This window comes from Nonomuraea mesophila, assembly GCF_004352805.1.
GTDB classification, from domain to species: Bacteria; Actinomycetota; Actinomycetes; order Streptosporangiales; family Streptosporangiaceae; genus Nonomuraea; species Nonomuraea longispora.
On sequence record NZ_SMLD01000011.1, the window covers coordinates 1 to 22,782 of the forward strand.

Annotated in this window: 23 protein-coding genes; 14 read left to right on the forward strand and 9 right to left on the reverse strand. The window is 69.4% G+C overall.

Translation table 11 applies throughout. The annotated features are described in order from the left end of the window. From E1295_RS06380 to E1295_RS06390, 3 genes are all read right to left on the reverse strand, one after another. Positions 1–1,175 (reverse strand): urease subunit alpha (locus E1295_RS06380; RefSeq protein ID WP_132628738.1); only part of this gene is annotated, 1,175 nt, incomplete at its 3' end. Continuing rightward, a complete protein-coding gene (locus E1295_RS06385) occupies positions 1,168–1,479 on the reverse strand; it encodes an urease subunit beta (protein WP_132628739.1) in 312 nt (103 codons plus the stop codon). The genes E1295_RS06385 and E1295_RS06380, both read right to left, overlap by 8 nt. Then, positions 1,476–1,778 carry an urease subunit gamma gene (locus E1295_RS06390; RefSeq protein WP_132340133.1) on the reverse strand — a complete coding sequence of 101 codons (303 nt, stop codon included), beginning with the start codon at positions 1,776–1,778 and terminating at the stop codon, positions 1,476–1,478. The genes E1295_RS06385 and E1295_RS06390 overlap by 4 nt, the downstream gene beginning before the upstream one ends. A 199-nt stretch (positions 1,779–1,977) precedes the next feature. On the opposite strand from E1295_RS06390, the gene urtA reads away from it, so the two are divergent. From urtA to urtE, 5 genes are read left to right on the forward strand one after another with little or no spacing between them, the layout of a single operon-like run. Then, entirely contained in the window at positions 1,978–3,195 is a 1,218-nt protein-coding gene (urtA, locus tag E1295_RS06395; protein ID WP_132628740.1) for an urea ABC transporter substrate-binding protein, read from the forward strand. Then, on the forward strand, positions 3,195–4,043 hold the full coding sequence (urtB, locus tag E1295_RS06400; protein ID WP_132628741.1) for an urea ABC transporter permease subunit UrtB: 849 nt from the start codon (positions 3,195–3,197) through the stop codon (positions 4,041–4,043). Before urtA ends, urtB begins: the two co-directional genes overlap by 1 nt. Next, the gene (gene urtC / locus E1295_RS06405; protein WP_132628742.1) at positions 4,040–5,056 is read left to right on the forward strand and encodes an urea ABC transporter permease subunit UrtC; all 1,017 of its coding nucleotides are present in this window, start codon (positions 4,040–4,042) and stop codon (positions 5,054–5,056) included. Before urtB ends, urtC begins: the two co-directional genes overlap by 4 nt. After that, positions 5,040–5,789, forward strand: a complete 750-nt coding sequence (urtD, locus tag E1295_RS06410; RefSeq protein WP_132628743.1) for an urea ABC transporter ATP-binding protein UrtD — start codon at positions 5,040–5,042, stop codon at positions 5,787–5,789. Before urtC ends, urtD begins: the two co-directional genes overlap by 17 nt. Next, the gene (gene urtE, locus E1295_RS06415; protein ID WP_132628744.1) at positions 5,767–6,456 is read left to right on the forward strand and encodes an urea ABC transporter ATP-binding subunit UrtE; all 690 of its coding nucleotides are present in this window, start codon (positions 5,767–5,769) and stop codon (positions 6,454–6,456) included. Before urtD ends, urtE begins: the two co-directional genes overlap by 23 nt. A gap of 24 nt (positions 6,457–6,480) precedes the next feature. Here the strand turns inward: urtE and E1295_RS06420 are convergent, their stop codons facing one another. Together E1295_RS06420 and E1295_RS06425 are read right to left on the reverse strand one after the other, a co-directional pair. Further along, the gene (locus E1295_RS06420; protein ID WP_132628745.1) at positions 6,481–9,054 is read right to left on the reverse strand and encodes an AfsR/SARP family transcriptional regulator; all 2,574 of its coding nucleotides are present in this window, start codon (positions 9,052–9,054) and stop codon (positions 6,481–6,483) included. Positions 9,055–9,204: 150 nt separating this feature from the next. After that, positions 9,205–9,681: a MarR family winged helix-turn-helix transcriptional regulator gene (locus tag E1295_RS06425; RefSeq protein ID WP_132628746.1), complete on the reverse strand. Its 477-nt coding sequence runs from the start codon at positions 9,679–9,681 to the stop codon at positions 9,205–9,207. 95 nt (positions 9,682–9,776) lie between these two features. Between E1295_RS06425 and E1295_RS06430 the strand changes: the two genes are divergently transcribed. Then, positions 9,777–10,724 (forward strand): NADP-dependent oxidoreductase, encoded by a 948-nt coding sequence (locus E1295_RS06430; protein WP_132628747.1) that lies wholly within the window; start codon positions 9,777–9,779, stop codon positions 10,722–10,724. A gap of 28 nt (positions 10,725–10,752) precedes the next feature. On the opposite strand, the gene E1295_RS06435 is transcribed toward E1295_RS06430, so the two are convergent. After that, positions 10,753–11,220 (reverse strand): ATP-binding protein, encoded by a 468-nt coding sequence (locus E1295_RS06435; RefSeq protein WP_132628748.1) that lies wholly within the window; start codon positions 11,218–11,220, stop codon positions 10,753–10,755. 147 nt (positions 11,221–11,367) lie between these two features. Here E1295_RS06435 and E1295_RS06440 point away from each other — a divergent pair, with 147 nt between their 5' ends. Beyond that, positions 11,368–12,192, forward strand: coding sequence for a helix-turn-helix domain-containing protein (locus E1295_RS06440; protein ID WP_166427103.1), 825 nt, complete (start codon positions 11,368–11,370; stop codon positions 12,190–12,192). Beyond that, entirely contained in the window at positions 12,180–12,392 is a 213-nt protein-coding gene (locus E1295_RS06445) for a DUF397 domain-containing protein (protein ID WP_132333941.1), read from the forward strand. Before E1295_RS06440 ends, E1295_RS06445 begins: the two co-directional genes overlap by 13 nt. Positions 12,393–12,499: 107 nt before the next feature. Here E1295_RS06445 and E1295_RS06450 read toward each other — a convergent pair whose 3' ends face one another. Beyond that, positions 12,500–12,769: a hypothetical protein gene (locus tag E1295_RS06450; RefSeq protein WP_132333942.1), complete on the reverse strand. Its 270-nt coding sequence runs from the start codon at positions 12,767–12,769 to the stop codon at positions 12,500–12,502. Positions 12,770–13,290: 521 nt separating this feature from the next. Between E1295_RS06450 and E1295_RS06455 the strand changes: the two genes are divergently transcribed. Genes E1295_RS06455 through E1295_RS06465 form a run of 3 tightly spaced genes read left to right on the forward strand, consistent with a single transcriptional unit; the run spans position 13,291 to position 16,324 of the window. Next, on the forward strand, positions 13,291–13,533 hold the full coding sequence (locus E1295_RS06455; protein WP_132333943.1) for a hypothetical protein: 243 nt from the start codon (positions 13,291–13,293) through the stop codon (positions 13,531–13,533). Next, entirely contained in the window at positions 13,530–15,737 is a 2,208-nt protein-coding gene (locus E1295_RS06460; protein ID WP_132628750.1) for a hypothetical protein, read from the forward strand. Before E1295_RS06455 ends, E1295_RS06460 begins: the two co-directional genes overlap by 4 nt. A 17-nt stretch (positions 15,738–15,754) precedes the next feature. Next, positions 15,755–16,324 (forward strand): hypothetical protein, encoded by a 570-nt coding sequence (locus E1295_RS06465; protein ID WP_132628751.1) that lies wholly within the window; start codon positions 15,755–15,757, stop codon positions 16,322–16,324. Positions 16,325–16,361: 37 nt separating this feature from the next. Here E1295_RS06465 and leuA read toward each other — a convergent pair whose 3' ends face one another. Together leuA and ddaH are read right to left on the reverse strand one after the other, a co-directional pair. Beyond that, positions 16,362–18,065 carry a 2-isopropylmalate synthase gene (gene leuA, locus E1295_RS06470; RefSeq protein ID WP_132628752.1) on the reverse strand — a complete coding sequence of 568 codons (1,704 nt, stop codon included), beginning with the start codon at positions 18,063–18,065 and terminating at the stop codon, positions 16,362–16,364. 211 nt (positions 18,066–18,276) lie between these two features. Continuing rightward, positions 18,277–19,023 carry a dimethylargininase gene (ddaH, locus tag E1295_RS06475; protein WP_132628753.1) on the reverse strand — a complete coding sequence of 249 codons (747 nt, stop codon included), beginning with the start codon at positions 19,021–19,023 and terminating at the stop codon, positions 18,277–18,279. A gap of 38 nt (positions 19,024–19,061) precedes the next feature. On the opposite strand from ddaH, the gene E1295_RS06480 reads away from it, so the two are divergent. The 3 genes from E1295_RS06480 to E1295_RS06490 are packed head-to-tail and all read left to right on the forward strand — an operon-like array spanning position 19,062 to position 22,765. Then, on the forward strand, positions 19,062–19,307 hold the full coding sequence (locus tag E1295_RS06480; protein ID WP_132628754.1) for a DUF2630 family protein: 246 nt from the start codon (positions 19,062–19,064) through the stop codon (positions 19,305–19,307). Between the two features lie 51 nt (positions 19,308–19,358). Beyond that, a complete protein-coding gene (locus tag E1295_RS06485) occupies positions 19,359–20,447 on the forward strand; it encodes a GNAT family N-acetyltransferase (protein WP_132628755.1) in 1,089 nt (362 codons plus the stop codon). 11 nt (positions 20,448–20,458) lie between these two features. Then, a complete protein-coding gene (locus E1295_RS06490; RefSeq protein WP_132628756.1) occupies positions 20,459–22,765 on the forward strand; it encodes a glycoside hydrolase family 6 protein in 2,307 nt (768 codons plus the stop codon). Positions 22,766–22,782: the final 17 nt, after the last annotated feature.

Here is a 22,782-nt window from a genome sequence, read left to right on the forward strand (position 1 = left end):
AGCGAACCCCGCCGCCCCTTCATCACGTGCGCCGTCTGCCACGTACGGATGATCGTCTCCCCGATCCGCCCCATCGCCTGCGAGTCGGACCCGATCATCGAGATCGCCCCGAGGTCGTGCAGCACGTCCTCGGCCGCCATCGTCGAGGGCCTGATGCGCGACTCGGCGAAGGCGAGGTCCTCGGGGATGGCCGGGTTGAGATGGTGGCAGACCATCAGCATGTCGAGGTGCTCGTCGAGCGTGTTGGCGGTGTGCGGCCGGGTGGGGTTGGTGGAGGACGGCAGGATGTTGGGCCGGCCGGCCACGCGGATGATGTCGGGCGCGTGCCCGCCGCCCGCCCCTTCCGTGTGATAGGCGTGAATCGTCCGGTCGCCGATGGCCTCCAGCGTCGACTCGACGAACCCGGCCTCGTTCAGCGTGTCGGTGTGCAGCGTCACCTGGACGCCCGCCTCCTCGGCCACGCGCAGGCAGGCGTCGATGGCGGCGGGCGTCGAGCCCCAGTCCTCGTGCAGCTTGAAACCGGAGGCCCCGGCGGCGAGCTGCTCGCACAGCCCCGCCGCGCTGACCGTGTTGCCCTTGCCGAGCAGCGCGAAGTTCAGCGGGTACGCGTCGAGCGACTCCAGCATCCGGCCGAGGTACCAGGCCCCGGTGACGGTCGTCGCCTTGGTGCCCTCGACGGGTCCCGTGCCGCCCCCGACGATCGTGGTGACCCCCGACCCGATGGCCTCGTCGAGCGACTGCGGGCAGATGAGGTGCACGTGGGAGTCGACGGCCCCGGCGGTGAGGATCTTGCCGTTGCCCGCCAGCACCTCCGTGGACGGCCCGATGACCAGGTCGACGCCGTCCATCGTGTCGGGGTTGCCGGCCTTGCCGATGGCCTGGATCCGGCCGTCGCGGACGCCGACGTCGGCCTTCACCACGCCCCAGTGGTCGAGGATGAGCGCGCCGGTGATGACGAGGTCGGCCGCGCCCTCCGCGCGGGTGGCCCGCGACTGGCCCATCGACTCGCGGATGACCTTGCCGCCGCCGAAGACGGCCTCGTCGCCGGCTCCCGACGGGCCCATCGCGCGGTCCTCGGTGACCTCGATGAACAGGTCGGTGTCGGCCAGCCGGACCCGGTCGCCGGTGGTCGGCCCGTACAGTGCCGCGTAGCGCGCACGCGAGAGCTCAGCCATCGAGCGGCCCCGCCTGCTCCGGCCGCAGGCCCGGCACCACCCGGCCACCCGCGATCGGCACCAGCCGCACGTCGCGCTCGACGCCCGGCTCGAACCTGACCGCCGTCCCGGACGGCACGTCGAGCCGCATCCCCCAGGCCGCCTTCCTGTCGAACTCCAGCCCCGGGTTGGCGGCCGCGAAATGGTAGTGAGAGCCCACCTGGACCGGCCGATCGGCGGTGTTGACCACCCGCACGGTGACCCGCTCGCGGCCCGGGTTGAGCTCGACGGCCCCCTCGGGGTGTACGTACTCGCCCGGGATCACGGGATCGGCCTGTGCACGGTGACGAGCTTCGTGCCGTCGGGGAACGTGGCCTCGACCTGCACGCTCTCCAGCATCTCGGGCACACCGTCCATGACGTCGGCGCGGTCGAGCACCGACCGTCCGGCCTCCATCAGGTCGGCGACGCTGCGCCCGTCCCTGGCGCCCTCCATGAGGAACGACGCGATGACGGCGGTAGCCTCGGGATGGTTGAGCCGCAGGCCCCTGGCCTGCCGCTCACGCGCCACCCCGGCGGCGACGTGGATGAGCAGCCGCTCCTGCTCGTGTGAGGTAAGCCGCATGGCCGGACCCTAAGAACCGGCCGTTTCCTGGCTGTTGCCGGGTGATGTCGGCAGGGTTTCGCCGTCGCGCCGCACCGCCGTATGTCGAAATATGTGCGCTTGTGAACATCCGGCAATCGTGTCTTAACGCGCGGGATCTTCCCGTGAAATCTCGCGGGTTCACCTTTCTCGCAGTACCGGTCGGCAGGAAGGAACGGCTGTGCGCATCCCCCGCCCGATTGTCTCCGCGATCCTCGTCCTGTCCCTTGCGGCCTGCGGATCGGACGCCGGGCCTGACGCCGGGCCTGACGCCGGCTCCGGCGACATCAAGGTCGGCATCCTCCACTCGCTCAGCGGCACGATGGCCATCAGCGAGGTCACCGTGCGCGACGCCGAACTCCTCGCCATCGAAGAGATCAACAAGGCCGGGGGTGTGCTCGGCAGGCAACTCGTGCCCGTGGTGGAGGACGGCGCCTCCGACTGGCCCACGTTCGCCGAGAAGGCCACGAAACTGATCAAGCAGGACAAGGTCGCCACCGTCTTCGGCGGCTGGACGTCGGCCAGCAGGAAGGCGATGCTCCCGGTCTTCGAACGCTACAAGGCTCTGCTGTGGTATCCGGTGCAGTACGAAGGGCTGGAGAGCTCGCCGTACATCTTCTACACGGGCGCCACCACCAACCAGCAGATCATCCCCGGCCTCGACTACCTGAAGGAACAGGGCAAGAAGCGGTTGTTCCTGGTGGGCAGCGACTACGTCTTCCCCCGCACCGCCAACAAGATCATCAAGGCGTACGCGGCCGCGAACGGCATGGAGATCCTCGGCGAGGAGTACACCCCGCTCGGCCACACCGAATACTCCACGCTGGTCAACAAGGTCACGCAGGCCAGGCCCGACGCCGTCTTCAATACCCTCAACGGCGACTCGAACGTCGCGTTCTTCAAGGCGCTCAAGAGCACGGGAGCCACGGCGGAGAGCATGCCGGTGCTGTCGGTCAGCATCGCCGAGGAGGAGGTCACCGGCATCGGCGTGGACAACGTCGTCGGCCAGCCGGTCGCCTGGAACTACTACCAGACCACCGACACCCCCGCGAACAAGGCGTTCGTCAAGGCGTACAAGGCCAGGTACGGCCAGGACAAGGTCACCAGCGACCCCATGGAGGCCGGCTACAACGCCGTCTACCTGTGGGCCGAGGCCGTCAAGAAGGCCGGTACGACCGAGGTCGAGGCGGTCAGGAAGGCCGCGGGCGGCATCGCGCTCGAACGCCCCGAGGGCCTGGTCACCATCGACGGCGAGAGCCAGCACCTGTACAAGACCGCCCGCATCGGCGTCGTCCAGCCCGACGGCCTGATCAAGCAGGTGTGGGACTCCGGTGAGCCGATCAAGCCGGACCCCTACCTCAAGGGCTACCCGTGGGCGGCCGGGCTGGCCGGTCAGTGATGTCCGCCTTCGTCAACCAGCTGCCGATCGGGTTGTCCATCGGGGCGGTGCTGCTGCTCATCGCGCTCGGGCTCACGTTCACGTTCGGGCAGATGGGCGTGATCAACATGGCGCACGGCGAGTTCATCATGGCAGGGGCGTACACCGCGTACCTGCTGGGCGACCTCGTGCCGGCGCTGCCCGCGGCGTTCCTGGTCGCCGGCGCCATGGGGCTGGTCCTCGAACGGGCCGCCATCCGGCACTTCTACGGCCGCCCTCTGGACACGCTGCTGCTGACCTGGGGCGTCAGCCTCGTGCTGCAGCAGCTCGCCCGCGACCTGTTCGGCGCACCCAACGTACAGGTGCCCGCTCCCGCGTGGTTGTCGGGAGGGATCGGCGTCCTGCCCTGCAACCGGCTGTTCATCATGGGGCTCGCGGTGGCCGGGGTGGTCGCCGTCTGGGCCTACCTCACCCGCACCAGGCTCGGGCGCAGGACCCAGGCCGTCGTGCAGAACCGGCGGCTGGCCGCGACCAGCGGCATCGACACCGGCCGGGTGGACATGCTGACCTTCTTCGTGGGGTCGGGGCTGGCGGGCGTGGCCGGCGTGGCGCTGACGCTCATCGGGCCCGTCGGGCCGGCGCTGGGCACGTACTACATCGTCGACGCGTTCCTCGTCGTCGTGGCGGGCGGGCTCGGGCAGCTGCGCGGGGCCGTGCTCGCGGCCGCCGGGCTGGGCCTGCTCAACTCGTACGCGGAGTTCTGGTCGGACGCCTCGCTGGCGAAGGTCATCGTGCTCGCCGCCGTCATCGCGTTCCTGCAGGTGCGGCCGCAGGGCATGTTCGTGCTCAGGTCGAGGGCGCTGACATGATCAGAAGAAACCTGCCCTTCGCGGCCGTGGCGGTGCTCGTGCTCGTGGCCGCTCCGCTGCTGCTGGAGCCGTTCCGGCTGAGCCTGCTGGCCAAGTACCTGTGCTACGCGATCGTCGCGCTCGGCATCGGGCTGGCCTGGGGGCAGGGCGGCATGCTCACCCTCGGCCAGGGCGTGTTCTTCGGGCTCGGCGGCTACTCCATGGCGATGTACCTCAAGCTCACCGAGGGCGGCGGGCTGCCCGACTTCATGGTGTGGAGCGGGGTGGAGGAGCTGCCCGCGTTGTGGGTGCCGTTCGCCCACCCGGTCTTCGCCCTGGCCGCCGCCGTGCTGGGGCCGATGCTGATCGCGGCCGTGCTCGGCACGCTGGTGTTCCGGCAGCGCGTGCGCGGCGCGTACTTCGCGATCCTCACCCAGGCGCTGGCCGCCGCCATGGTCATCCTGCTGGTCGGGCAGCAGGGCCTGACCGGCGGCACCAACGGCATGACGAACTTCTTCGACCTGTTCGGCCAGGACCTCGCCGAGGACTCCACGCAGCGCGGCCTCTACCTGGTGGTGGCGTCCGTCCTGGGAGTGCTCTACCTCGCCACCCGGCAACTGGTGAACAGCCGGTACGGCCGGCTGCTCGTCGCGGTCAGGGACGGCGAGGACCGGGTGCGTTTTCTCGGCTACGACCCGGCCCTGGTCAAGACCGTCACCTTCGCCCTGTCGGCGGGCATGGCGGGACTGGCGGGCGCGCTGTTCGTCCCCGTGGTCGGCATCATCTCGCCCGCCCTGCTCGGCGTGGTGCCGTCGCTGGAGCTGGTCGTCGCGGTGGCGGTCGGTGGCCGGCACGCGCTGGCCGGGGCCGTGCTCGGCGCCGTCGTCATGGGCTACGCGCAGACGGCGTTCAGCGAGCAGTTCGCCGACGGCTGGCTCTACCTGCAGGGCGCCCTGTTCATCCTGGTCATGACGCTCGCCCCGAAGGGGATCATCGGGGTGGCGGAGAGGTGGCGACGTGCTCGACCTACGTGACGTCCAGGTCGTGTTCGACGGCTTCCGCGCGCTCGACGGCGTGAACCTGACCGTGCCCGACGGCGAACTGCGCTTCCTCATCGGGCCCAACGGCGCCGGCAAGACCACCCTGATCGACGTGATCACCGGACTGACCCGGCCGGCGGCGGGCAGCGTGCGCTTCGCCGGCCACGACCTGGTGGGCAGGAAAGAGCACCAGATCGTACGGCTCGGCGTCGGCCGCACGTTCCAGACGTCCGTCGTCTTCGAGGAGCTCACCGTGATCGAGAACCTCGACCTCGCCGCCGGCTTCCGCAGGCCGCTGTGGACGCTGGCCAGGCGGCGCAGAGGCGTATCGGAGGCCGTCGCCGAGGCGCTCACCAGGACCGGGCTCGAAGACCTCGCCGGACGTTCAGCCGGGGTTCTCTCCCACGGCCAGCGCCAGTGGCTCGAGATCGGGATGCTGCTGGCGCAGCGGCCCCGGCTGCTGCTCCTGGACGAGCCGGTCGCCGGCATGTCCAAGGACGAGCGCGAGCGCACCGGCGAGCTGCTCACGCGGATCGCCGACGACCACACGGTGGTCGTGGTGGAGCACGACATGGAGTTCCTGCGGCGGCACGCCTCGACGGTGACCGTCCTGCACGAGGGCAGGGTGCTCGTGGAGGGCTCGGTCGGCCAGGTCAGCGCCGACCCCCGCGTGCAGGAGGTCTACCTGGGGAGGAAGGCGAGCGATGTTGTCGGTCACAGGCCTTGAGTCCGGGTACGGCAGGGCGCGCGTGTTGTTCGGCGTCTCGCTGGAGGTGGGCGCCGGGCAGCTCGTGTGCGTCATGGGCCGTAACGGCGTCGGCAAGACCACGCTGCTCAACACCGTCATGGGGGTGCTGCCCACGGTGGCCGGCACGGTCACGTTCGACGGCCGCGACGTCACGAGACTCAAGCCGCACGAGCGGGTGCGGCTCGGCATGGGGTACGTGCCGCAGGGCCACCAGTGTTTCCCCCAGCTGTCGGTCCACGGCAACCTGATGGTGACCCTGGAGGCCGCCAAGCAGCCCAAGCAGGCCCTCGACGAGGCCCTCGACCTTTTCCCCGCGCTCAAGCCGCTGCTCAAACGCAGCGCCGGCCACCTGTCGGGGGGCCAGCAGCAGCAGCTCGCCATCGCCCGCGCCCTCGTGACCAGGCCACGGATGCTCATCCTCGACGAGCCGACCGAGGGCATCCAGCCGTCGATCATCCTGGAGATCGAGGCCGTCATCGAACGCCTGCACGCCGACGGCCTTCCCGTGCTGCTCGTGGAGCAGTACCTGGACATCGCGCTGCGGCTGGCCGACACGTTCGCCATCCTCGACGGCGGGCACGTGGTGCGCACCGGCACCGCCGAGGACCTGCACCGCGAGGACGTACGTCGCCTGCTGGCCGTGTGAGACATCGCGGGTGTCGCTGCGGCGTCACTGCGGGATCTGTGCCAGGAACGCCCGGGTGTTGGCGGCGGCCTGCCGGTCGCCGGTCTGCTCGAAGACCTCCAGCGCCGCCCCGGCCAGCTCGCGCGCCCGCCCGGTCGCGCCCTCCGCCCGGTTGACCCGGGCCAGGGCCAGCAGCGCGTGCGCGTCGAGCAGCCGGTCGCCGAGGCGTACGGCGATGCCCCTGGCCTGCTCGGCGGCGGCCCTGGCGGCCGGTTTGGCGGCCTGCGCCAGGCGTACCGCCGACAGGTCGAGCAGCGTGTCGGCCTGCCGGTGGCGGTCGCCCAGCTCGGCCAGCCGCCCGACGGCGGCAGCCAGCAGCTCGCCGGCCTCGTCGAGCCGGCCGGTGCGGCGCAACACCGCGCCCAGCACCCGCTCGGCGTCGGCCGTGTCGCGCTCGTTGCCGGCCTCCTTCAGACAGGTACGCAGTGTCCGCTCGGCCTCCTCCAGCCGTCCCAGCTCCAGGTGGACGCGGGCCAGGCGGCGTACGGCGTGGTGGACGTCGCGGGCGCGGCCCTGCCGCCTGACCATGTCGAGGGCGCACTCCAGCCGTTCGTACGCGCGTTGCCACTCCCGCTCCGCCAGGTGCAGGTCACCCAGATCCAGCAGGATCAGCGCCTCGCCCCGGTCGCCGGCCGACCGCCGCGCCGACTCCAGCGCGGGTCCGGTCACCGTACGCCAGTCGTCGAGGTAGCGGTGGCGTTCGAGGAAGGGCCCCAGCAGGTGCGCCAGCCGCCAGCACTCGTCGTCGAGCCCCGCCGCGTGCAGGTCGGCGACCAGGCTCACCAGGAACGCCCGCTCGGCCGCCAGCCATTCGACCGACTCCCTGATGTCCCTGGTGGCCACGGCCGTGGCAGGGTCGCCCGACACCAGCGGGAACCGCGAGGCCCGCACCCTGTCCAGCACCACGGCCGCCACTCGCGCCAGCACCCCGGGGACGGGCTGCTCGCGGGCGAACAACCTGGTCAGGTCGTGCATGCGATAACGAACCTGGCCCGCCACGTCGACCCCGGACGTCTCCAGCAGGCCCGCGTCCACCAGCGTCTCGGCCTGCCCGCCGAGCTGCTCGGTCACCCAGTCGGCGACGTCGGGCGCCGACAACGCACCGAGCCCGCGCAACGTCAGCCTGGCCGGCTCCGGCAGCCCGTCGAAGCCGATGGCGAGCGCGCTGCGCACCGTCTGGTCGCCGGCATGCAGCCGGTCGAGCCGCTCGTGCTCGTCCTCCAGCAGGCGAACCAGGTAGTCGACGGTCCACTCCGGCCTGGCCGCCAGCCGGGAACCGGCGATGAGCAGCGCGATCGGCAGCCCGCCGCAGAACCGCGCCAGCCTGCGCATGGCGTCGTCCGGCGTGCGGCCGGAACACCGCGCGAGCAGGTCGAGCGCCTCCTTGTCGTCCAGCACGCCGATGGACAACCGGCGCGCCCCGGTCAGCCCGCCGAGCGAGGAACGGCTGGTCACGACCGTCGGGCAGGACGTCAGCAGCGGCCGTACCTGGGCCTCGCCGGTCGCGTTGTCGAGCACCACCAGCAGCTTGCGGGCGGCGGCGTACGTGCGGAAGAGCCGTTCGCGCTGCGCCAGCGACGCGGGGATCGCCTGGGCGGGGCAGCCCAGCCAGCGCAGGAAGTCCTCGAGCACCGCCGACGGCGCCGTCGTCTCGCGCAGGTCGGCGTACAGGATGCCGTCGGGGAAAGCCTCACGCCCCCGCCAGGCCGCGTGCACGGCCAGCGCCGACTTGCCCGCGCCCGCCTGCCCGTGCACCACGACCAGGCCGCCGATCACCTGGTCGAGCAGGGCGGTCCGGCCCGTGAAACCCGCCACGTCGGGCGGCAGCAGCACCGGGGGACCCGCCGACACGTGCAGCGACGCGTCGTCGTACAACATGCGGTGGTAGAGCAGCTGCAACTCCGGGTCCGGCTCGATCGCGTGGCCGCCGTCGAGCTGGTCGCGCAGCACCGCGTACGCGGCCAGCGCGTCCACCCGGCGGCCGCTGCGGTAGAGGGCCAGCATGTACTGGCCGCGGAAGCGCTGCCACGTCGGATGTCGCCGGGTCAGCCCGCGTAGCTCGGCCAGCAGCTCGCGGTGGCGGCCCGCGTCCAGGCCGGCCTGCAGCCTGCGTTCGAGGGCGAGCAGGCGCAGCTCACCGAGTTCCTCGCGCAGCCGGCGCGTCTCCGACCACCGCTCGCCCTCCGGGTCGACGTCCTCCAGCACCTCGCCGCGCCACAACGTCAGCGCCTCGTCGTAGGCGCCCCTGTCGACCAGCAGCCGGAACCGGTCGACGTCGAGCCCGCCGTCGCCGAGGGACAACACGTACGACCCCGACACCGTGCCGATCACGTCCTTGCCGAGCAGCTGCCTGAGCCGGCCGACGTAGCCGCGGACCAGGGAATCGGAGCGATCGCCTCCCTCGCGGGGCCACAACAGCCGCCGCAGCCGCTCGACCGTCAGCGGGTGACCGGCGTTGAGCAGGAACATGGCCAGCAGATCGCGCAGCTTGGGTGTCGTGGGCGTCAGATCCCGCTCGCCGTCGCGCACCTCGAGCGGCCCCATGATGCGAAAGTCCACACGACCCTTCCTTCGAGCCTTCGAGCCTTCGAGCTTGCGAGGAGAGATGCCGATCAGGATGGCACATCGGGGAGCGTCGGAGGAGGCGCCCGAACCGGCGGAAGCGACCTGATCCACCCATCCGGCGGGCCGGACGGACACGGTGCGCAGCTAGACGCAGGAGCCTTGCGGCCGGGACTCGGTCATCTCGGTGGTGACGACGCGGCGCAGGAAAGCGAGCAGTTCCTCGCGCTCATCGGCCGCCAGGCCTCCCAGCACTTCGTTCTCGACTTCCCGCATGAGCCGGCCGACCTGGGCGAGAGCGTCGCGGCCCGCGCCGGTGATCTCGATGACGCGGCGACGCCGGTCCGCGGGCGCCGGCCGGCGGCAGACCAGACCGCGGCGTTCGAGGTCGTCCAGGGTGATCACGAGGGTGGATTTGTCGATCCCCGCGGCCTGCCCCAGCTCCAGCTGGGTGAGGGCCCGGCCGTCGGCGGTGGACAACACCACGAACTCGCGAGGGGTGATGGAGGTCTGCTCCTCGGCCTGCCGGTCGGTGGTCCTGGCGCGGATCTGCTGGACGATGCGCGCCATCAGCCACATCGCCGACTCCTCCAAACCGGCGGGCCCGGCAGCCTGCTGCTCCATGCCCCGATACTAGACCAAAGCGAGATGTTCTTGTTCTAGACGATCTAAAGCTGTACGTTCTTGGCTTGTTACGGAAAAGCGAAGGAGGACCAGCGGTGCTCGCCTACATCATCGATTCCCTTGGAGCCCCCGGGGAGATCCGGGGCGTTCCGGTCCCCGAGCCCGGGGAAGGCCAGGTCCGCGTACATGTCCAGGCCGCCGGGGTCAACCCCGTCGACGCGTTCTCCGCGCAGGGCTTCATGCGGGAGATGGCCGAGCACCGCTTACCGCTGATCCCCGGGACGGACGCCTCGGGAGTCGTCGACGCGGTCGGCAGCGGGGTCGTGGACGTGGATCCCGGCGACGAGGTGTTCGGATCGGCGGGCAAGACCTACTTCGGCGAGGGCACCTACGCCGAGTACGCCGTCATGTCCGCCGCCGCCATCACCCGCAAACCCGCGAAGCTGAGCCATGCCGAGGCGGCAGCCCTGCCCACGCCTGGAGCGACCGCACTCACCCTGCTGGACGCGGCCCCGGTGAGCGCCGGGCGGACCGTACTCGTCGTCGGCGCCACCGGCGGCGTCGGCAGCATCCTGGTCCAGCTCGCCGCCGGCCACGGCGCCACCGTGATCGCCGTCTGCCGCGGGGAGAACGCCGAGTACGCCCGCGAACTCGGCGCCGCCCACGTCATCGACTACACCGCCGGGAACACCGAGGAAGCACTCGCCGCCCTCCGGCCGGGCCGGATCAGCGCCCTGCTCGACACCTCCGGCGACAAGGACCTGGTCACCGGGCTCAGCACACACCTCGAACCGGACGGGCGAGTGGCGTCCTGCGCCCTGGGCGCCGACGAGCAGACCCTGACCGACCGCGGCCTGACCGCCGTCAACACCATGACCATGGTCACCACGGCCGCTCTCACCGGCCTGGCGGAGCAGATCGGCCAGGGTCACCTGCGCCCGCCGCAACTCGAAACGCTCTCCCTCGACCAGGCGTCGGCAGCCCTCGACCAGGCCCTCGCCCGGCACACCCGCGGCAAACTCATCCTCTCGATGACCGGATAGGCCCGAGCCGACACTGACGGTCGACCGGCTACCCGATCTCGACCGCCGCACCCTCGGCCGGTGCGGGCGCTGATGTGACGACAGGAGAGACGGCTCGGATGGCGCACCATACGGTGCGGCCAAGCCCGTGGCCATGCTCCCGCACGCCCCATTCCTGGGCGATCTCGTTGATGATCAGCAATCCGCGCCCGTCATCCGCCTCCGGCTCCTGCCGGATATGGGGTGCGGAGAACGTGGAGCCGGGATCCCGCACACCGACATAGACCGTCCCGCCGGTCGCCGCGACCGTGAGACCGATGAGGTCGTACGGCTTGGCGTCGGAGTGCCGGAGGGCGTTTGTCATGAGCTCGGACACGGCCAGCACGGCCTCGTCGACTGCAGGGTGGTCGTCCCCCAGCCATCTGCGCACCTCGGCACGTGCCCGGGGAACGGACTCACGAATGCCCGCCAGATGAATCGAACCGATGACCTGCGGCCCGGAACTCGCTGCTTGCACGGTTTCACCTACTCGAAGTCGCCGACCTCTGTCTGCCGTACGACGATCCCAAGCTTTGACTACACTTAGTAGTGGGTTGGATTCGAATTGCGATCAACCGTTGTAGTGAAGCTCCGGTTGAAACGCCGGTGGAACCCCGGAGGTCAGGTGCCCAAGGAAAGCGAGCTTTGCCCCGCCGACTCGCCGACCGCGCTCTTCGGCTTCGAGCTACGGCGATACCGCAAGGCCCGAGGTTGGTCCCAGCTCCGCCTGTCGAAGGAGGTGTCCTATTCCGTCGGCACGATCAGCATGATCGAGACAGCCAGGCGGGCACCGACCGAGGAGTTCGCCCGGCTCTGCGACGAGACGCTCGAGGCGGAGGGTGCGCTGATGCGGCTCTGGCCGATGGTGAGCCACGCATCGGCTCCGTCGTGGTTCCGACCCTGGCTCGACGTCGAAGCCACAGCAGAGACGATCAGAACGTGGGAGCCGCTCATCGTGCCCGGTCTGCTCCAAACGGCGGACTACGCTCGGGCCATTCTGAGCGGCGAACCTGGTGTGACACCGGAGGAGGTCGAAGAGCACCTGGCCGCGCGCATGGAACGGCAATCGATCCTTCGGCGGCCCAGACCACCCCTCCTCTGGATTGTGCTTGACGAGGGTGTCCTCCACCGCCCGATCGGCAGTCGCGCTGTGATGGCCGCGCAACTCACTCGTCTTCTCGAAGCATCCCAGGCGCCCCGGATCACCATCCAGGTTCTCCCGCTCGACGCCTACTCCACGACCGGACTTCTTGGGGGATTCGCTGTCACACAGGCTCACGGGACCCCGGACACGGCATACGTCGAAGCCGCTTCCAACGCTCAGGTAACAGACTGGACAGAAAGTGTCAAAACTCTAGCATTGCGATATGAAGGGATCCGTTCCGAAGCGCTGTCCCAGCGCGATTCCGTAAACCTGATCAAGGAGACAACGCGGCGATGGACAAGCTGACCCAGGAACTACGGGCAGCCACTTGGATCAAGTCCTCTCACTCGGGCAGCAACGGTGGAAACTGCGTCGAAGTGGCCGAACTGTCCCATGGACGCCGAGGTGTCCGTGACAGTAAGAACCCCACCGGCCCTGCTCTCATCTTCACCCCAGGCGAATGGCATGCCTTCGTCAGCGGCGTGAAGAGTGGCGAATTCGACTGACCACGGTCCGACGAGGGAAGTTCCCGATTCGTCCTGCATTCGCGTCGAACCTCCCTCGCCGGCCTGAGCAGGCCGTCCAGGAAACCGGTTGGTCTCCCGGAGGGCGGCTAGTTGATCACTTCGGACGGGGGTGCACCGAGCCTGGGGATGAGTTCGGCGCGGATGACAGCGAAGCAGCTGTCCATATGGCGGCGGAGGGCGGCGAGTTCGTCGCCGAGAGCCGCGAAATTGTGTCTCATCTCGGCCCGCATGTCGGCGATATCCGCCTGCATCTGGGCGATGTCGGTCATCGTGAAGCTGCCGTCTCCGGCATGCGTGCTCGCCTCGAGCGCCCGGAGACGCGTGATCAAGGCGAGGATCCGTACCTCTTCGTTCACCACATTCCTGCCTTCACGAAGCTGGGAATGGCAACCCGCACCGGTGTCAGGTGCGAGGTTTGACGGTGAGCATGGTGGCATACCATTGACGTTCATGCTGGTCAGCGCCCACGCCCGGGTGTGGTTCTTTCTCCCGGCGTCTGGCGTGTTTCTCCCTCCAGGAATGTAATTGAGCGCGGACGGCTGGGGAGATCTGTTCCTGGCGGACCGAGTCGTTGCCTTCGCCGCCACTGAATCAGGACCATTGTGCCGGTCGAGGCAAGTCGGGTGCCTATCAGCACGTTATGGCATGTCGCACATTGGCCGAATCGTACGATGACTCCGCACATCGCCACACTCTGAAGCGAAACTGTCATCAGCCATACCGATACACCTATCTGCGGGCAAACCTCGAACGCGCCATACCTTTCACCGTGGTTCAACTTGTTTTGTTGATGTGCTGTTGATTACCGTGCGGTGATGTGGGCGACGCGCCGCCTCCTGACCTGTTCCGGCGCGGCGAACCGTGTGAGGGGATCAACGTGGCTGACCTCGATCGCGAGGCGATGCGTGCCGTGGCGCAGCGGATCCAGCGGCTGTCCGACGAGCACTGGTGGTCGCTCGATCCCTCCTGCCGCCTGATGGAGAAGGATGCGTGGGTGGGGCCGACGGGCGGCCGGTTCGACGCCCAGCTTCACGCCGACCAGCGCGAACTGCGCGACCTGCTCAGGCAGGCCGTCCACAGCGCGAACCAGAAGCTGGCGTCCATCCCGGACAAGCCATGACCAGGTTCACCGGAGTCAAGCAGCCCGATTTCGACACGATGACGAGCAAACACACCGAGGCAGCCAGGCGGCTGGAAGAACTGGCTCAGGCTCTGCACGGTGAACTTCGGAGCGCGGGGCTCGACACGTCACCGGCAGCGCGGCTGCGGCAGTTGGCCGGACGAGTCACCACACAGGCCGAAGACCTACGGCGGCGGCAGAAACTCGTCCACGAGCTCCAACGGCAGAGGATCACTTTCGGCCGGAGCGCGCCCGCCGGCAGCTTCCTCGAGATGCCCGACGGTCTGGAGGCGGCCGAAGGGCTGCTGGACGGCACGCTCGCCGGCCGTGCGGCGCTGAAGGCCGCGGACGGTGACGCCAAAGCGCTGGCCGAGCTGGAGAAATACGCGTCGAGCGGAGGGGATGCTGAGTTCGTCAAGGCTTTCCTCGGCACTCTGGGTGCCCAGGGCCTGACGCGGCTCCCCGGCTCGCTCGCCGCCCAACTGCGCGACGCCAGAGCCCACGGCGACGCCGAACGCGTCGCTCGGCTCTCCAGCGGTGGCAGCAAGGCGCTGCGCATGCTGAGCGCCGCTCTGGCCAGAGGAACGGATCCGGAGAATCCGGCGTACGCGGGCGCCGGTTTCCTCCAGCAGCTGGTGCAGCAGGGCCGGGCCCAGCACAAGACGGGTGGCACGACGTACTCCGGCTACCAGGCGCAGGCGCTCATCTGGCGAGCCCACGAGGGGAAGCCACCGTACTCGAAGGAGTTCATGGAAACCGTCGGACGCGACGTGATCGTCTACGAGTACGAGCAGCGCAAGGACGAATGGGCGGTGAGCAAGGAGCCACTGAGCCGTGTCTTCGCGGGCACCCAGCTCCCCATCATCGACTTGGCCGGCGCGCTCGGCCTCGGCACCCTGCTGAGACCCGCGACCCATGCGGGCGCTCCGGGCGCCAAGGCCCAATCGTCCGTGATCGACGACCTGTTCCACGCGGCGAAGTCCAGCCGGGAAGCCTCCCATGCCTTGCTGAACCACACTCCGCCCGGATGGAAGAAATCCGTCCTGGACTACCTGCTGACGACCCGCTGGGAAGCCGCCCTCCACACGAAGGACCACACACCGTTCAACGACCTGCTGGTGACCGCCACCACCGGCCAGGACGCCACATCCCAGAAACTGGCAGCCGACCTGACGAAAATCCTGTCCACCGAGGTAAGAGGCGCCTTCGGCAAGGCCGACAGCGGCAACCTGGAACTCAGGAACCGGGACCTTCTTGATCGTTATACGGCCCTGAGCTACCCCCTGGCCCGCGCGATCTCAGCCAACATCGACCAGCTCTCCCGGCTCTACCTCAACCACGCGACCTTCGGCCAGGTCACGCCGCAAGATATGTCCTACGCGTTGCTGCTCGCCACTTCGAACGACGCCGGGTTCGAGGCACTGATACGCGCACAGACCGAACACATGCGAGCGGCACTCGACACCGTCCCTCCCGTGGGCCTCAACGCTGCCAACGCGAGACGGCTGGGATTCACCGAGGCGGATGTCATGCGCTTCGATCTCAATGAGAATGGACGGGTTGACCGGACCGACGTCATGCAGTCTTTGACAGACCGGACCGTGGAGGAAGCATCCCCTTTCAACCATATTGTGGAGAGCCGTCGCCAAGGGATGATCGCCCAAGGACTCGATGATAAGAAAGCGGACGAGACGCTAAAGAGGATGGTGGGGGACGCGATCGGACTGCTTCCGGTACCGGGATCCAAGCAGGTAGGCGAACTGGCCATCGGAGCCTTCGGCGAGATACTCGGAAAGAGTTACGACAAGCTCGCCGGAGCCACGTATGACGAGATTGCGAGACAAGCGGCACGCCACATGTCCGAACACGGTACAGGTCTGGATAAGACTCACCAGACCCTTGCGGGCAATCGCTTGGGCGTGGAGAGGTTGAGCGAGCAGATGCTCTCGTCAGCGATGCTGCAAAAGGGCTTGCTCGACGGACTGGACCTGCAAGATAACTCATTCGCGAGTGGGACGCCGCCAATGATCAAACCCTTCACCGAGATGACTCCACAGGAGTACAGCCAGTTTCTCGCGTGGGCTCGCAAGAATGGGGGAGGTAGCGAGCTACTCGATCACTTCAGTGGCGCCTTCCGCCGGACCAGTGAGGTAGACGATTATCTCGGTCTTCAAATTCCCTCCTCCTCTGGAGGTGGAAAGTGACGTACTGTCGCCTGGGCATGGGCTTGATCTCCCTCCTGATGATGGCCGTAGCCTGCTCTCCAGACAATCAGGTCGTTCATACACCTGCCCCGGAGCCCCTGCCTGTCGCGGATTCCGCACCGTACGTCTGTAAGCTCGTTCCTTCGCAGGCGTTGCGCATCGTCAGCGGTGTGACGGCACCTCTCGAAGAGAGAATTGACGGCAACGAGAGGAACGGGAATTGCTCGGCTCCTGACACCGCCTCCCGATCTCTCGAGGTTTGGTGGGCACAGGAAAGCCCCGGCATGTCTCAGGAACATCTAGACTTTCTGATTGAGGGAAGGCGAAACGTTTACACACGGCATGGCGGGGTTACCCTTCCTGCCGACCTCGGAGATGGCATGGCCGCCTATCTCACGAACGGCCTATTGGCTGAGCATCCATATCAGGTGAGCGCAAGGTTTACCTGCGGCGGGAAAGACCGAATGGTTGACATCTACCTGGCCCAGATTGCCAAGGGTAGGGATGGGATCAAGGATCTGATCGAGCTTATGCGCATCGCACAACAGCGCTACAGCAAGGTGCACGACTGCAAGCTCGCCGTATGAAAGCCCGAGCCCCGGTAGAGGGGCTCGGGCGAGCGGGTCAGCGGAAGGCGCGGTTGACGGCGGAGATGATGGCCTTGAGGGAGGCTGTCGTGGCGTTGGCGTCGACGCCCACGCCCCACAGCACGTGCCCGTCGACGTCGCACTCCAGGTAGGAGGCGGCCTTGGCGTCGGTGCCCGCGCTCATCGCGTGCTCCACGTAGTCGAGCACGCGCGCCCGCATGCCGACCTGTCCCAGGGCGTCGATGAAGGCGGAGATGGGGCCGTTGCCGGTGCCGGTCACCTCGCGGATCTCGCCGTCGAGGCGGATGTCGGCGCTGATGCGGTCGTGTTCTTCAGTGGACTCGTGGCGGTGGGCCAGGAGGCTGAGCCGGCCCCACCGGTTGGCGGGGTTGGGCAGGTATTCGTCGCGGAAGACGTCGTACATGGCGGCCGGGCCGATCTCGCCGCCCTCGGTGTCGGTGCGGGCCTGTACGACCTTGGAGAACTCGATCTGCAGCCGGCGCGGCAGGTCGAGCTGGTGGTCCGCCTTCATGATGTAGGCGACCCCGCCCTTGCCCGACTGGCTGTTGACCCGGATGACGGCCTCGTAGGTGCGGCCGATGTCCTTCGGGTCGATCGGCAGGTAGGGGACGGCCCACGTGTGGTCGTCGACCGGTACGCCCGCCGCCACGGCGTCCTTCTCGAGGTGTTCGAAGCCTTTCTTGATGGCGTCCTGGTGGGAGCCGGAGAAGGCGGTGTAGACGAGTTCGCCGCCCCATGGGTGGCGGGGGTGGACGGGCAGCTGGTTGCAGTATTCGGTGACGCGGCGGACCTCGTCGATGTCGCTGAAGTCGATCTCGGGGTCGACGCCCTGGGAGAACAGGTTCATGCCCAGGGTGACCAGGCAGACGTTGCCGGTGCGTTCGCCGTTGCCGAACAGGCAGCCCTCGATGCGGTCGGCGCCCGCCATGTAGCCCAGTTCGGCGGCGGCCACGGCGCTGCCGCGGTCGTTGTGCGGGTGGAGCGACAGGATGATCGAATCGCGGCGCTTGAGGTTGCGGTGCATCCACTCGATCTGGTCGGCGTAGATGTTGGGCGTGGCCATCTCGACGGTGGCCGGCAGGTTCACGATGACCTTGCGGTCGGGGGTGGGCTGCCACACTTCGGTGACGGCGTCGCACACCTCGACGGCGTATTCGAGCTCGGTGCCGGTGAACGACTCCGGAGAGTATTGGAAGTGCACGTCGACGTCGGTGGCGTCGGCGAGCTTCTTCACCAGTTTGGCGCCCTCGACCGCGATCGCGGTGATGCCGTCTTTGTCCTGGCCGAAGACCACGCGCCGCTGGAGGGTGGAGGTCGAGTTGTACAGGTGGACGATGGCCTGCCTGGCGCCCTCGATCGCCTCGAAGGTACGCTCGATCAGCTCGGACCTGGCCTGGGTCAGCACCTGGATGACCACGTCGTCGGGGACGTGGCCCTCTTCGATGATCTGCCGGATGAAGTCGAAGTCGGTCTGCGAGGCGGCCGGGAAGCCCACCTCGATCTCCTTGTAGCCCATGCGTACCAGCAGCTCGAACATCTTGAGCTTGCGGTGCGGGTCCATCGGGTCGATCAGGGCCTGGTTGCCGTCGCGCAGGTCCACCGCGCACCAGCGGGGCGCTTTGGTGATGACCTGGTCGGGCCAGGTGCGGTCGCGCAGGCGAACAGGCTCGAACGGTTGGTAACGATGGATCGGCATGGAACTGGGGTGCTGAGCGGTCATGACTGCTGCTCCTGGGTCGGACGGAAGGAAGCGGCCGACGCGCACGACAGGCTCCGCGGCGAGGGAGCCGGCCTTAGAGGCCCCCGCCGCGGCAGCTAAGCAGGAGGCCGCGCAGCATGACAGGAACGCTACCAGACGTCTCGCCATGCGCCGTCCCGGGTCTCAGATCTTGAGAAGCGGGTCGAGGCTGAGCCAAGTGCCGGGGCGGCGCTCAGTCGGGGATGAGGACGCTGAGGCAGGTCACGCAGCCTTCGAGTTTCTCGTACTCGGAGATGTCGACGGTCGTCACGGCGAGTCCGCGCTGTTCGAGCATGGCGGCGGTACGCGGCGCCGACGCGGCCAGCAGGACGCGGTCGCCCCCGAGCGGCACCACGTGCGCGCCCGGCTCCTCCTGCGGCACGAGCAGCCCGGGCAGGTCCACGTGGCGGGGATCGCCGATGAGCGTCCCGTCGGGCAGCGCGGTCACCCCGGATTTGAGGTGCAGCACGCCCCGCATGGTCACGGGCACGACCTCGCGTTCGGGAAGGAGGGCCGCCAGCTGGGCGATTCCCTGGTCGTTGGTGCGCGCGGACCTGCCGGCGTACAGGGTGTCGCCGGTCTGCAGCACGTCGCCGCCGTCGAGCGTGCCCGGCTCGGCGATCCTGACCGCCGTCAGCCCGAGGTCGTGTACGGCCGCCGCCACCGACTCCACCTCCGGCCGCCGCTCCGGCGCACCCGGCCTGGTCAGCACCGCCAGCCGCCCCGACACCACCACGGCGTCCTCCACGAACGGCGCGTCGGGCAGGTCGTCGGCGGGCGGCACGTGGACGGGCCGCCATCCGGCGTCCGCCAGGGCCTCGACGTACGCGTCATGCTGGGCGAGGGCTCGCCGGTGGTCCACGGGTTCGCGTTCGATGTGGGTGACGATTCCTTCGGCGATGCGGGGGCCGGGCTTCCTTACCAGCGCAATACCAGACATAGGGCGTCTTCTATCACGCGGTGATTAGAGTCTGGAGCATGCGGGACGACGAGATTCTCACCAGGATCAGCGCTCTGGTCAGCGAGGAGCACACGCTGCGCGACAAGCTGGCCGCGGGCGAGGTGACCACCGACGAGGAACACGCGCGCGTCAAGGAGCTGGAGACGGCCCTCGACCAGTGCTGGGACCTGCTCAGGCAGCGCCGGGCCAGGCGTAACGCGGGTGAGGACCCCGACGGCGCCGCGGCCAGGCCGGCCCGCGAGGTGGAGAACTACCGCCAGTAGGCGGCGGAAAAACCTGTCGCCCGGCCGCCGCGGGTGCGCTTTGCTGACCTCATGCGGATCCAGCCGATCGCCCTCGACGGCCAGCCGGACGGCCTTGACGGTCAGCGGGGCGGCCTCGACGGCCTTGACGGTCAGCGGGGCGGCCTCGACGGCCGGCCGATCGGCCTTGACGGCCGGTCGGACGACCTGGTCGCGGGCCTGTACGACGCCTATGTGGCCGCCGCCGCGGCAGACGACCGCGGTCCCCAGCCGCGGCTCGCCCGTTTCCGCAGGGATTTCTGCAGGCCCGGCCCCGGCCGGCGGGGCGAGGTCTGGGTGGCCGTCGAGGACGGCAAGGTGGTGGGCGGCTATGGCCTGTCGCTCCCGCTGCTCGACAACGCTCACATCGGGGTGCTCGCCCCGTTCGCCGTACATCCGGAACGCCAGCGTCGCGGGCTCGGGGCGGAGTTGTTCGCGCACGCGCTCGGCCGCCTGCGCCACCACGGCAGGCGCCTGCTGCTCGCGGAGACGCCCACGACCGGGGCCGGCGCCCGTTTCGCGCGGGCCCGCGGCATGGAGGTGGCGCTCGTCGAGGCCCGCCGCGTGCTCGACCTGCGCAGGGCGGACCGGGCGGCGCTCGAACGCATGATGCCCGAGGTCGACGGTTACCACGTCGAACGGTTCGTGGGGCCGGCGGGTCCCGAGCTGGTGCCCGATCTCGCCACGCTGATGGGCGGCATGAACGACGCCCCGCGCGACAGCGGCGTCGAGGACTCAATCTTCAGCCCCGAGCGCGTACGCCACCGGGAGGAGGGCATCACCCCCGGGGGCCAGACCTGCTACACCTCGATCGCCCGCCGCGACCGCGACGGCGCCCCCGCGGGCTACACGCGCATCTACGTCAACGCCGACCGCTCCGACGGCTGGGCGGGCCAGGCCGACACGACGGTGCTCGGCGCGCACCGCGGCCACCTTCTGGGCCTGCTGCTCAAGGTGGGCAACCTGCTGTGGTTGCGCGAACGCGAGCCGCACATCGAGCGTGTGATCACCTGGAACGCCACCAGCAACCGTCACATGCTCGCCATCAACGAGGCCATGGGGTTCGAGCTGTTCGACGAATGGAACCAGTGGCGCATGGAGGTCCCGGCGGCCGGGGGTTAACCTGACCGTCTATGACCATGGAGGCGCTGAGAGACGGAGACCCCAGGCAGGTGGGCCCGTACACCCTCCTGGGCCGGCTGGGCGAGGGCGGCATGGGCGTCGTCTACCTGGGCCGCGCCCCTGACGGCACGCAGGTGGCCGTCAAGCTGATCCACGCCAGGATGGACGCCGACCCCGGCTTCCGGCGTCGTTTCGCCCGCGAGGTGTCGGCCGCCAAGCGGGTCGCCCGGTTCTGCACCGCTCCCGTCCTCGACGCCGACGTCGAGGGCGACGTGGCCTACCTGGTCACCGAATATGTCGAGGGGCCGAGCCTCGGTGACGTCGTGCAGTCCTCGGGGCCGCTCAAGGGCTCGGCGCTCGACGGGCTGGCTGCCTCGATGGCCATGGCCCTGCGCGCCATCCACGGGGCCGGGGTGGTGCATCGCGATCTCAAGCCGTCCAATGTCCTGCTGTCGCAGGTGGGGCCGAAGGTCATCGACTTCGGCATCGCGCAGCTCGCGGACGCGGAGGTGAGCAGCGCGATCGTGGGGACGCCGTCGTACATGTCGCCCGAGCAGGTGTCGGGCGCCACCATCGGGCCGGCGTCGGACATCTTCTCGTGGGGCTGTACGGTCGCCTTCGCCGCCGGGGGCGTGTCGCCGTTCGGGTCGGGTTCGGTGCCGACGGTCCTGCTGCGCATCGTCAACGAGACCCCTGACCTGCGCGGGCTCACGGGGCCGCTGCGGGAGCTGGTGGTGGCGTCGCTGACGAAGAATCCGGCGCTGCGTCCCACGGCCCAGGACCTGATGGACCGCCTCAGCGCCTCGGACATGCCGGGCAGCGGCGCCTCCGCGGGCGGTACGGCGCTGCCGGGAGGCGCAGGAGGCGGGCGGCCGACCGCTCAGGGCGTCACCGCGGGAACGACAGGCTCGGGTGCCACTTCGGGAACCGGCCCGGGTGCCACCACGGGGACGACCGGCCCGGGTGCCACCACGGGGACCACCGGCCCGGGTGCCACCACAGGGACGACCGGCCCGGGTGTCAGCCCGGGGACGACCGGCCCCGGCGGCCGCGCCGGTGACGGCGCCGGAGGGCCGCACCATCCGGGAGACCACGAACCGCCGGACGTTCCCGCGGGCGGAGAAGGCGGTGAGCCCCGGCACAGGCCGGCGGCGGGCAGGCAGCGCAAGGTGGTGGCGGCCGCGTCGGCTGTGATCGTGGCGGTGGCCGGGGTGTCGGCGGCGCTCATGTGGCGTGATCAGGGCAGCGCGGGCACCGGCTCCACCCCCGCACGCAACGACGCCGGCGCGACGCGACAGGCCCGGGAGAACCCGCTCAGGGCCCGGTCCGAGGTCTCGTTCTACTCTCCTCCCGAGCCGGGCGCGAGCAGGCAGGCGGCGCTGTGGGCGAAGGAGCGCCCCGGTGACGCGGAGCTGATGAGCAGGCTGGCCGCGGTCCCCCATGCCATCCGCCTCGACCGGCCCGAGGTCAGGTCGAGGATCAACGAAACGATCAGGGCGGCGGGCGAGCGGGGAGGCGTACCGGTGTTCCTGGTCGACCGCCTGCCGGGCGGCGACTGCCGGCCGGTCGAGCCGGCGGCCCTGGCCGCGTACCAGGAGTGGGTCAAGGGCGTCGCCCGCCAGATCGGCCAGGCCCGGGCGGTGGTCATCCTGGAGCCGTCGAGCCTGGTCAAGCTGCCGGGGACGGAGAAGTGCGACAAGGACGGCTCCCCGGATCAGCGTTACCGGGACCTCAGGCAGGCCGTACGCAGCCTCAAGTCCAACCCCCGCACGGCGGTCTACCTCGACGGCAGCCAGGACTTCTGGCCGGGCACCGACGTCATGGCGCGGCGGCTGATCGGGGCGGGGATCGAGGAGGCGGACGGGTTCTTCGTCAACACCGCCGGATTCCAGCGTACGGACGAGAGCGTCGAGTACGGCAAGGCGCTGTCGGCCTGCGTCAGCGTCCAGCTCGGCACGGGCCGCGACGACTGCCCGCTGGACGCGCCGGTGGACCGGTCGAGGATGCCGCACTTCGTGGTCGATACGGCCAGGAACGGCCAGGGCGCGTGGAAGCCGGCGAAGAAGTACGACGACCCGCAGGTGTGGTGCAACCCTCCGGGCAGGGGCGTCGGCCCGCGGCCCACCACGGAGACGGGTGAGGAGCTGGCCGACGCGTACCTGTGGATCGCGCGGCCGGGCACGTCGGGCGGCCGGTGCAGGCGCGGCACCGGCGGGGAGAAGGACCCCGAGCGCGGCGTCGTGTCCCCGGAGCTCGGTGAGTGGTGGGCCGATCTGGCGCTGGAGCGGGCGAAGAACGCGGATCCGCCGCTGCGGTGAGCCCCCCGCCGGGAGAT

What these genes read in the sequence shown, in the direction of transcription:
- E1295_RS06445 (WP_132333941.1), top strand. Translation starts at nt 12,180, where the DNA reads ATGGACAAGCTGACCCAGGAACTACGGGCAGCCACTTGGATCAAGTCC.
- urtE (WP_132628744.1), top strand. Translation starts at nt 5,767, where the DNA reads ATGTTGTCGGTCACAGGCCTTGAGTCCGGGTACGGCAGGGCGCGCGTG.
- urtB (WP_132628741.1), top strand. Translation starts at nt 3,195, where the DNA reads ATGTCCGCCTTCGTCAACCAGCTGCCGATCGGGTTGTCCATCGGGGCG.
- urtC (WP_132628742.1), top strand. Translation starts at nt 4,040, where the DNA reads ATGATCAGAAGAAACCTGCCCTTCGCGGCCGTGGCGGTGCTCGTGCTC.
- E1295_RS06485 (WP_132628755.1), top strand. Translation starts at nt 19,359, where the DNA reads ATGCGGATCCAGCCGATCGCCCTCGACGGCCAGCCGGACGGCCTTGAC.
- E1295_RS06460 (WP_132628750.1), top strand. Translation starts at nt 13,530, where the DNA reads ATGACCAGGTTCACCGGAGTCAAGCAGCCCGATTTCGACACGATGACG.
- E1295_RS06480 (WP_132628754.1), top strand. Translation starts at nt 19,062, where the DNA reads ATGCGGGACGACGAGATTCTCACCAGGATCAGCGCTCTGGTCAGCGAG.
- E1295_RS06425 (WP_132628746.1), bottom strand. Translation starts at nt 9,681, where the DNA reads ATGGAGCAGCAGGCTGCCGGGCCCGCCGGTTTGGAGGAGTCGGCGATG.
- ddaH (WP_132628753.1), bottom strand. Translation starts at nt 19,023, where the DNA reads ATGTCTGGTATTGCGCTGGTAAGGAAGCCCGGCCCCCGCATCGCCGAA.
- leuA (WP_132628752.1), bottom strand. Translation starts at nt 18,065, where the DNA reads ATGACCGCTCAGCACCCCAGTTCCATGCCGATCCATCGTTACCAACCG.
- E1295_RS06390 (WP_132340133.1), bottom strand. Translation starts at nt 1,778, where the DNA reads ATGCGGCTTACCTCACACGAGCAGGAGCGGCTGCTCATCCACGTCGCC.
- E1295_RS06465 (WP_132628751.1), top strand. Translation starts at nt 15,755, where the DNA reads ATGGGCTTGATCTCCCTCCTGATGATGGCCGTAGCCTGCTCTCCAGAC.
- E1295_RS06490 (WP_132628756.1), top strand. Translation starts at nt 20,459, where the DNA reads ATGACCATGGAGGCGCTGAGAGACGGAGACCCCAGGCAGGTGGGCCCG.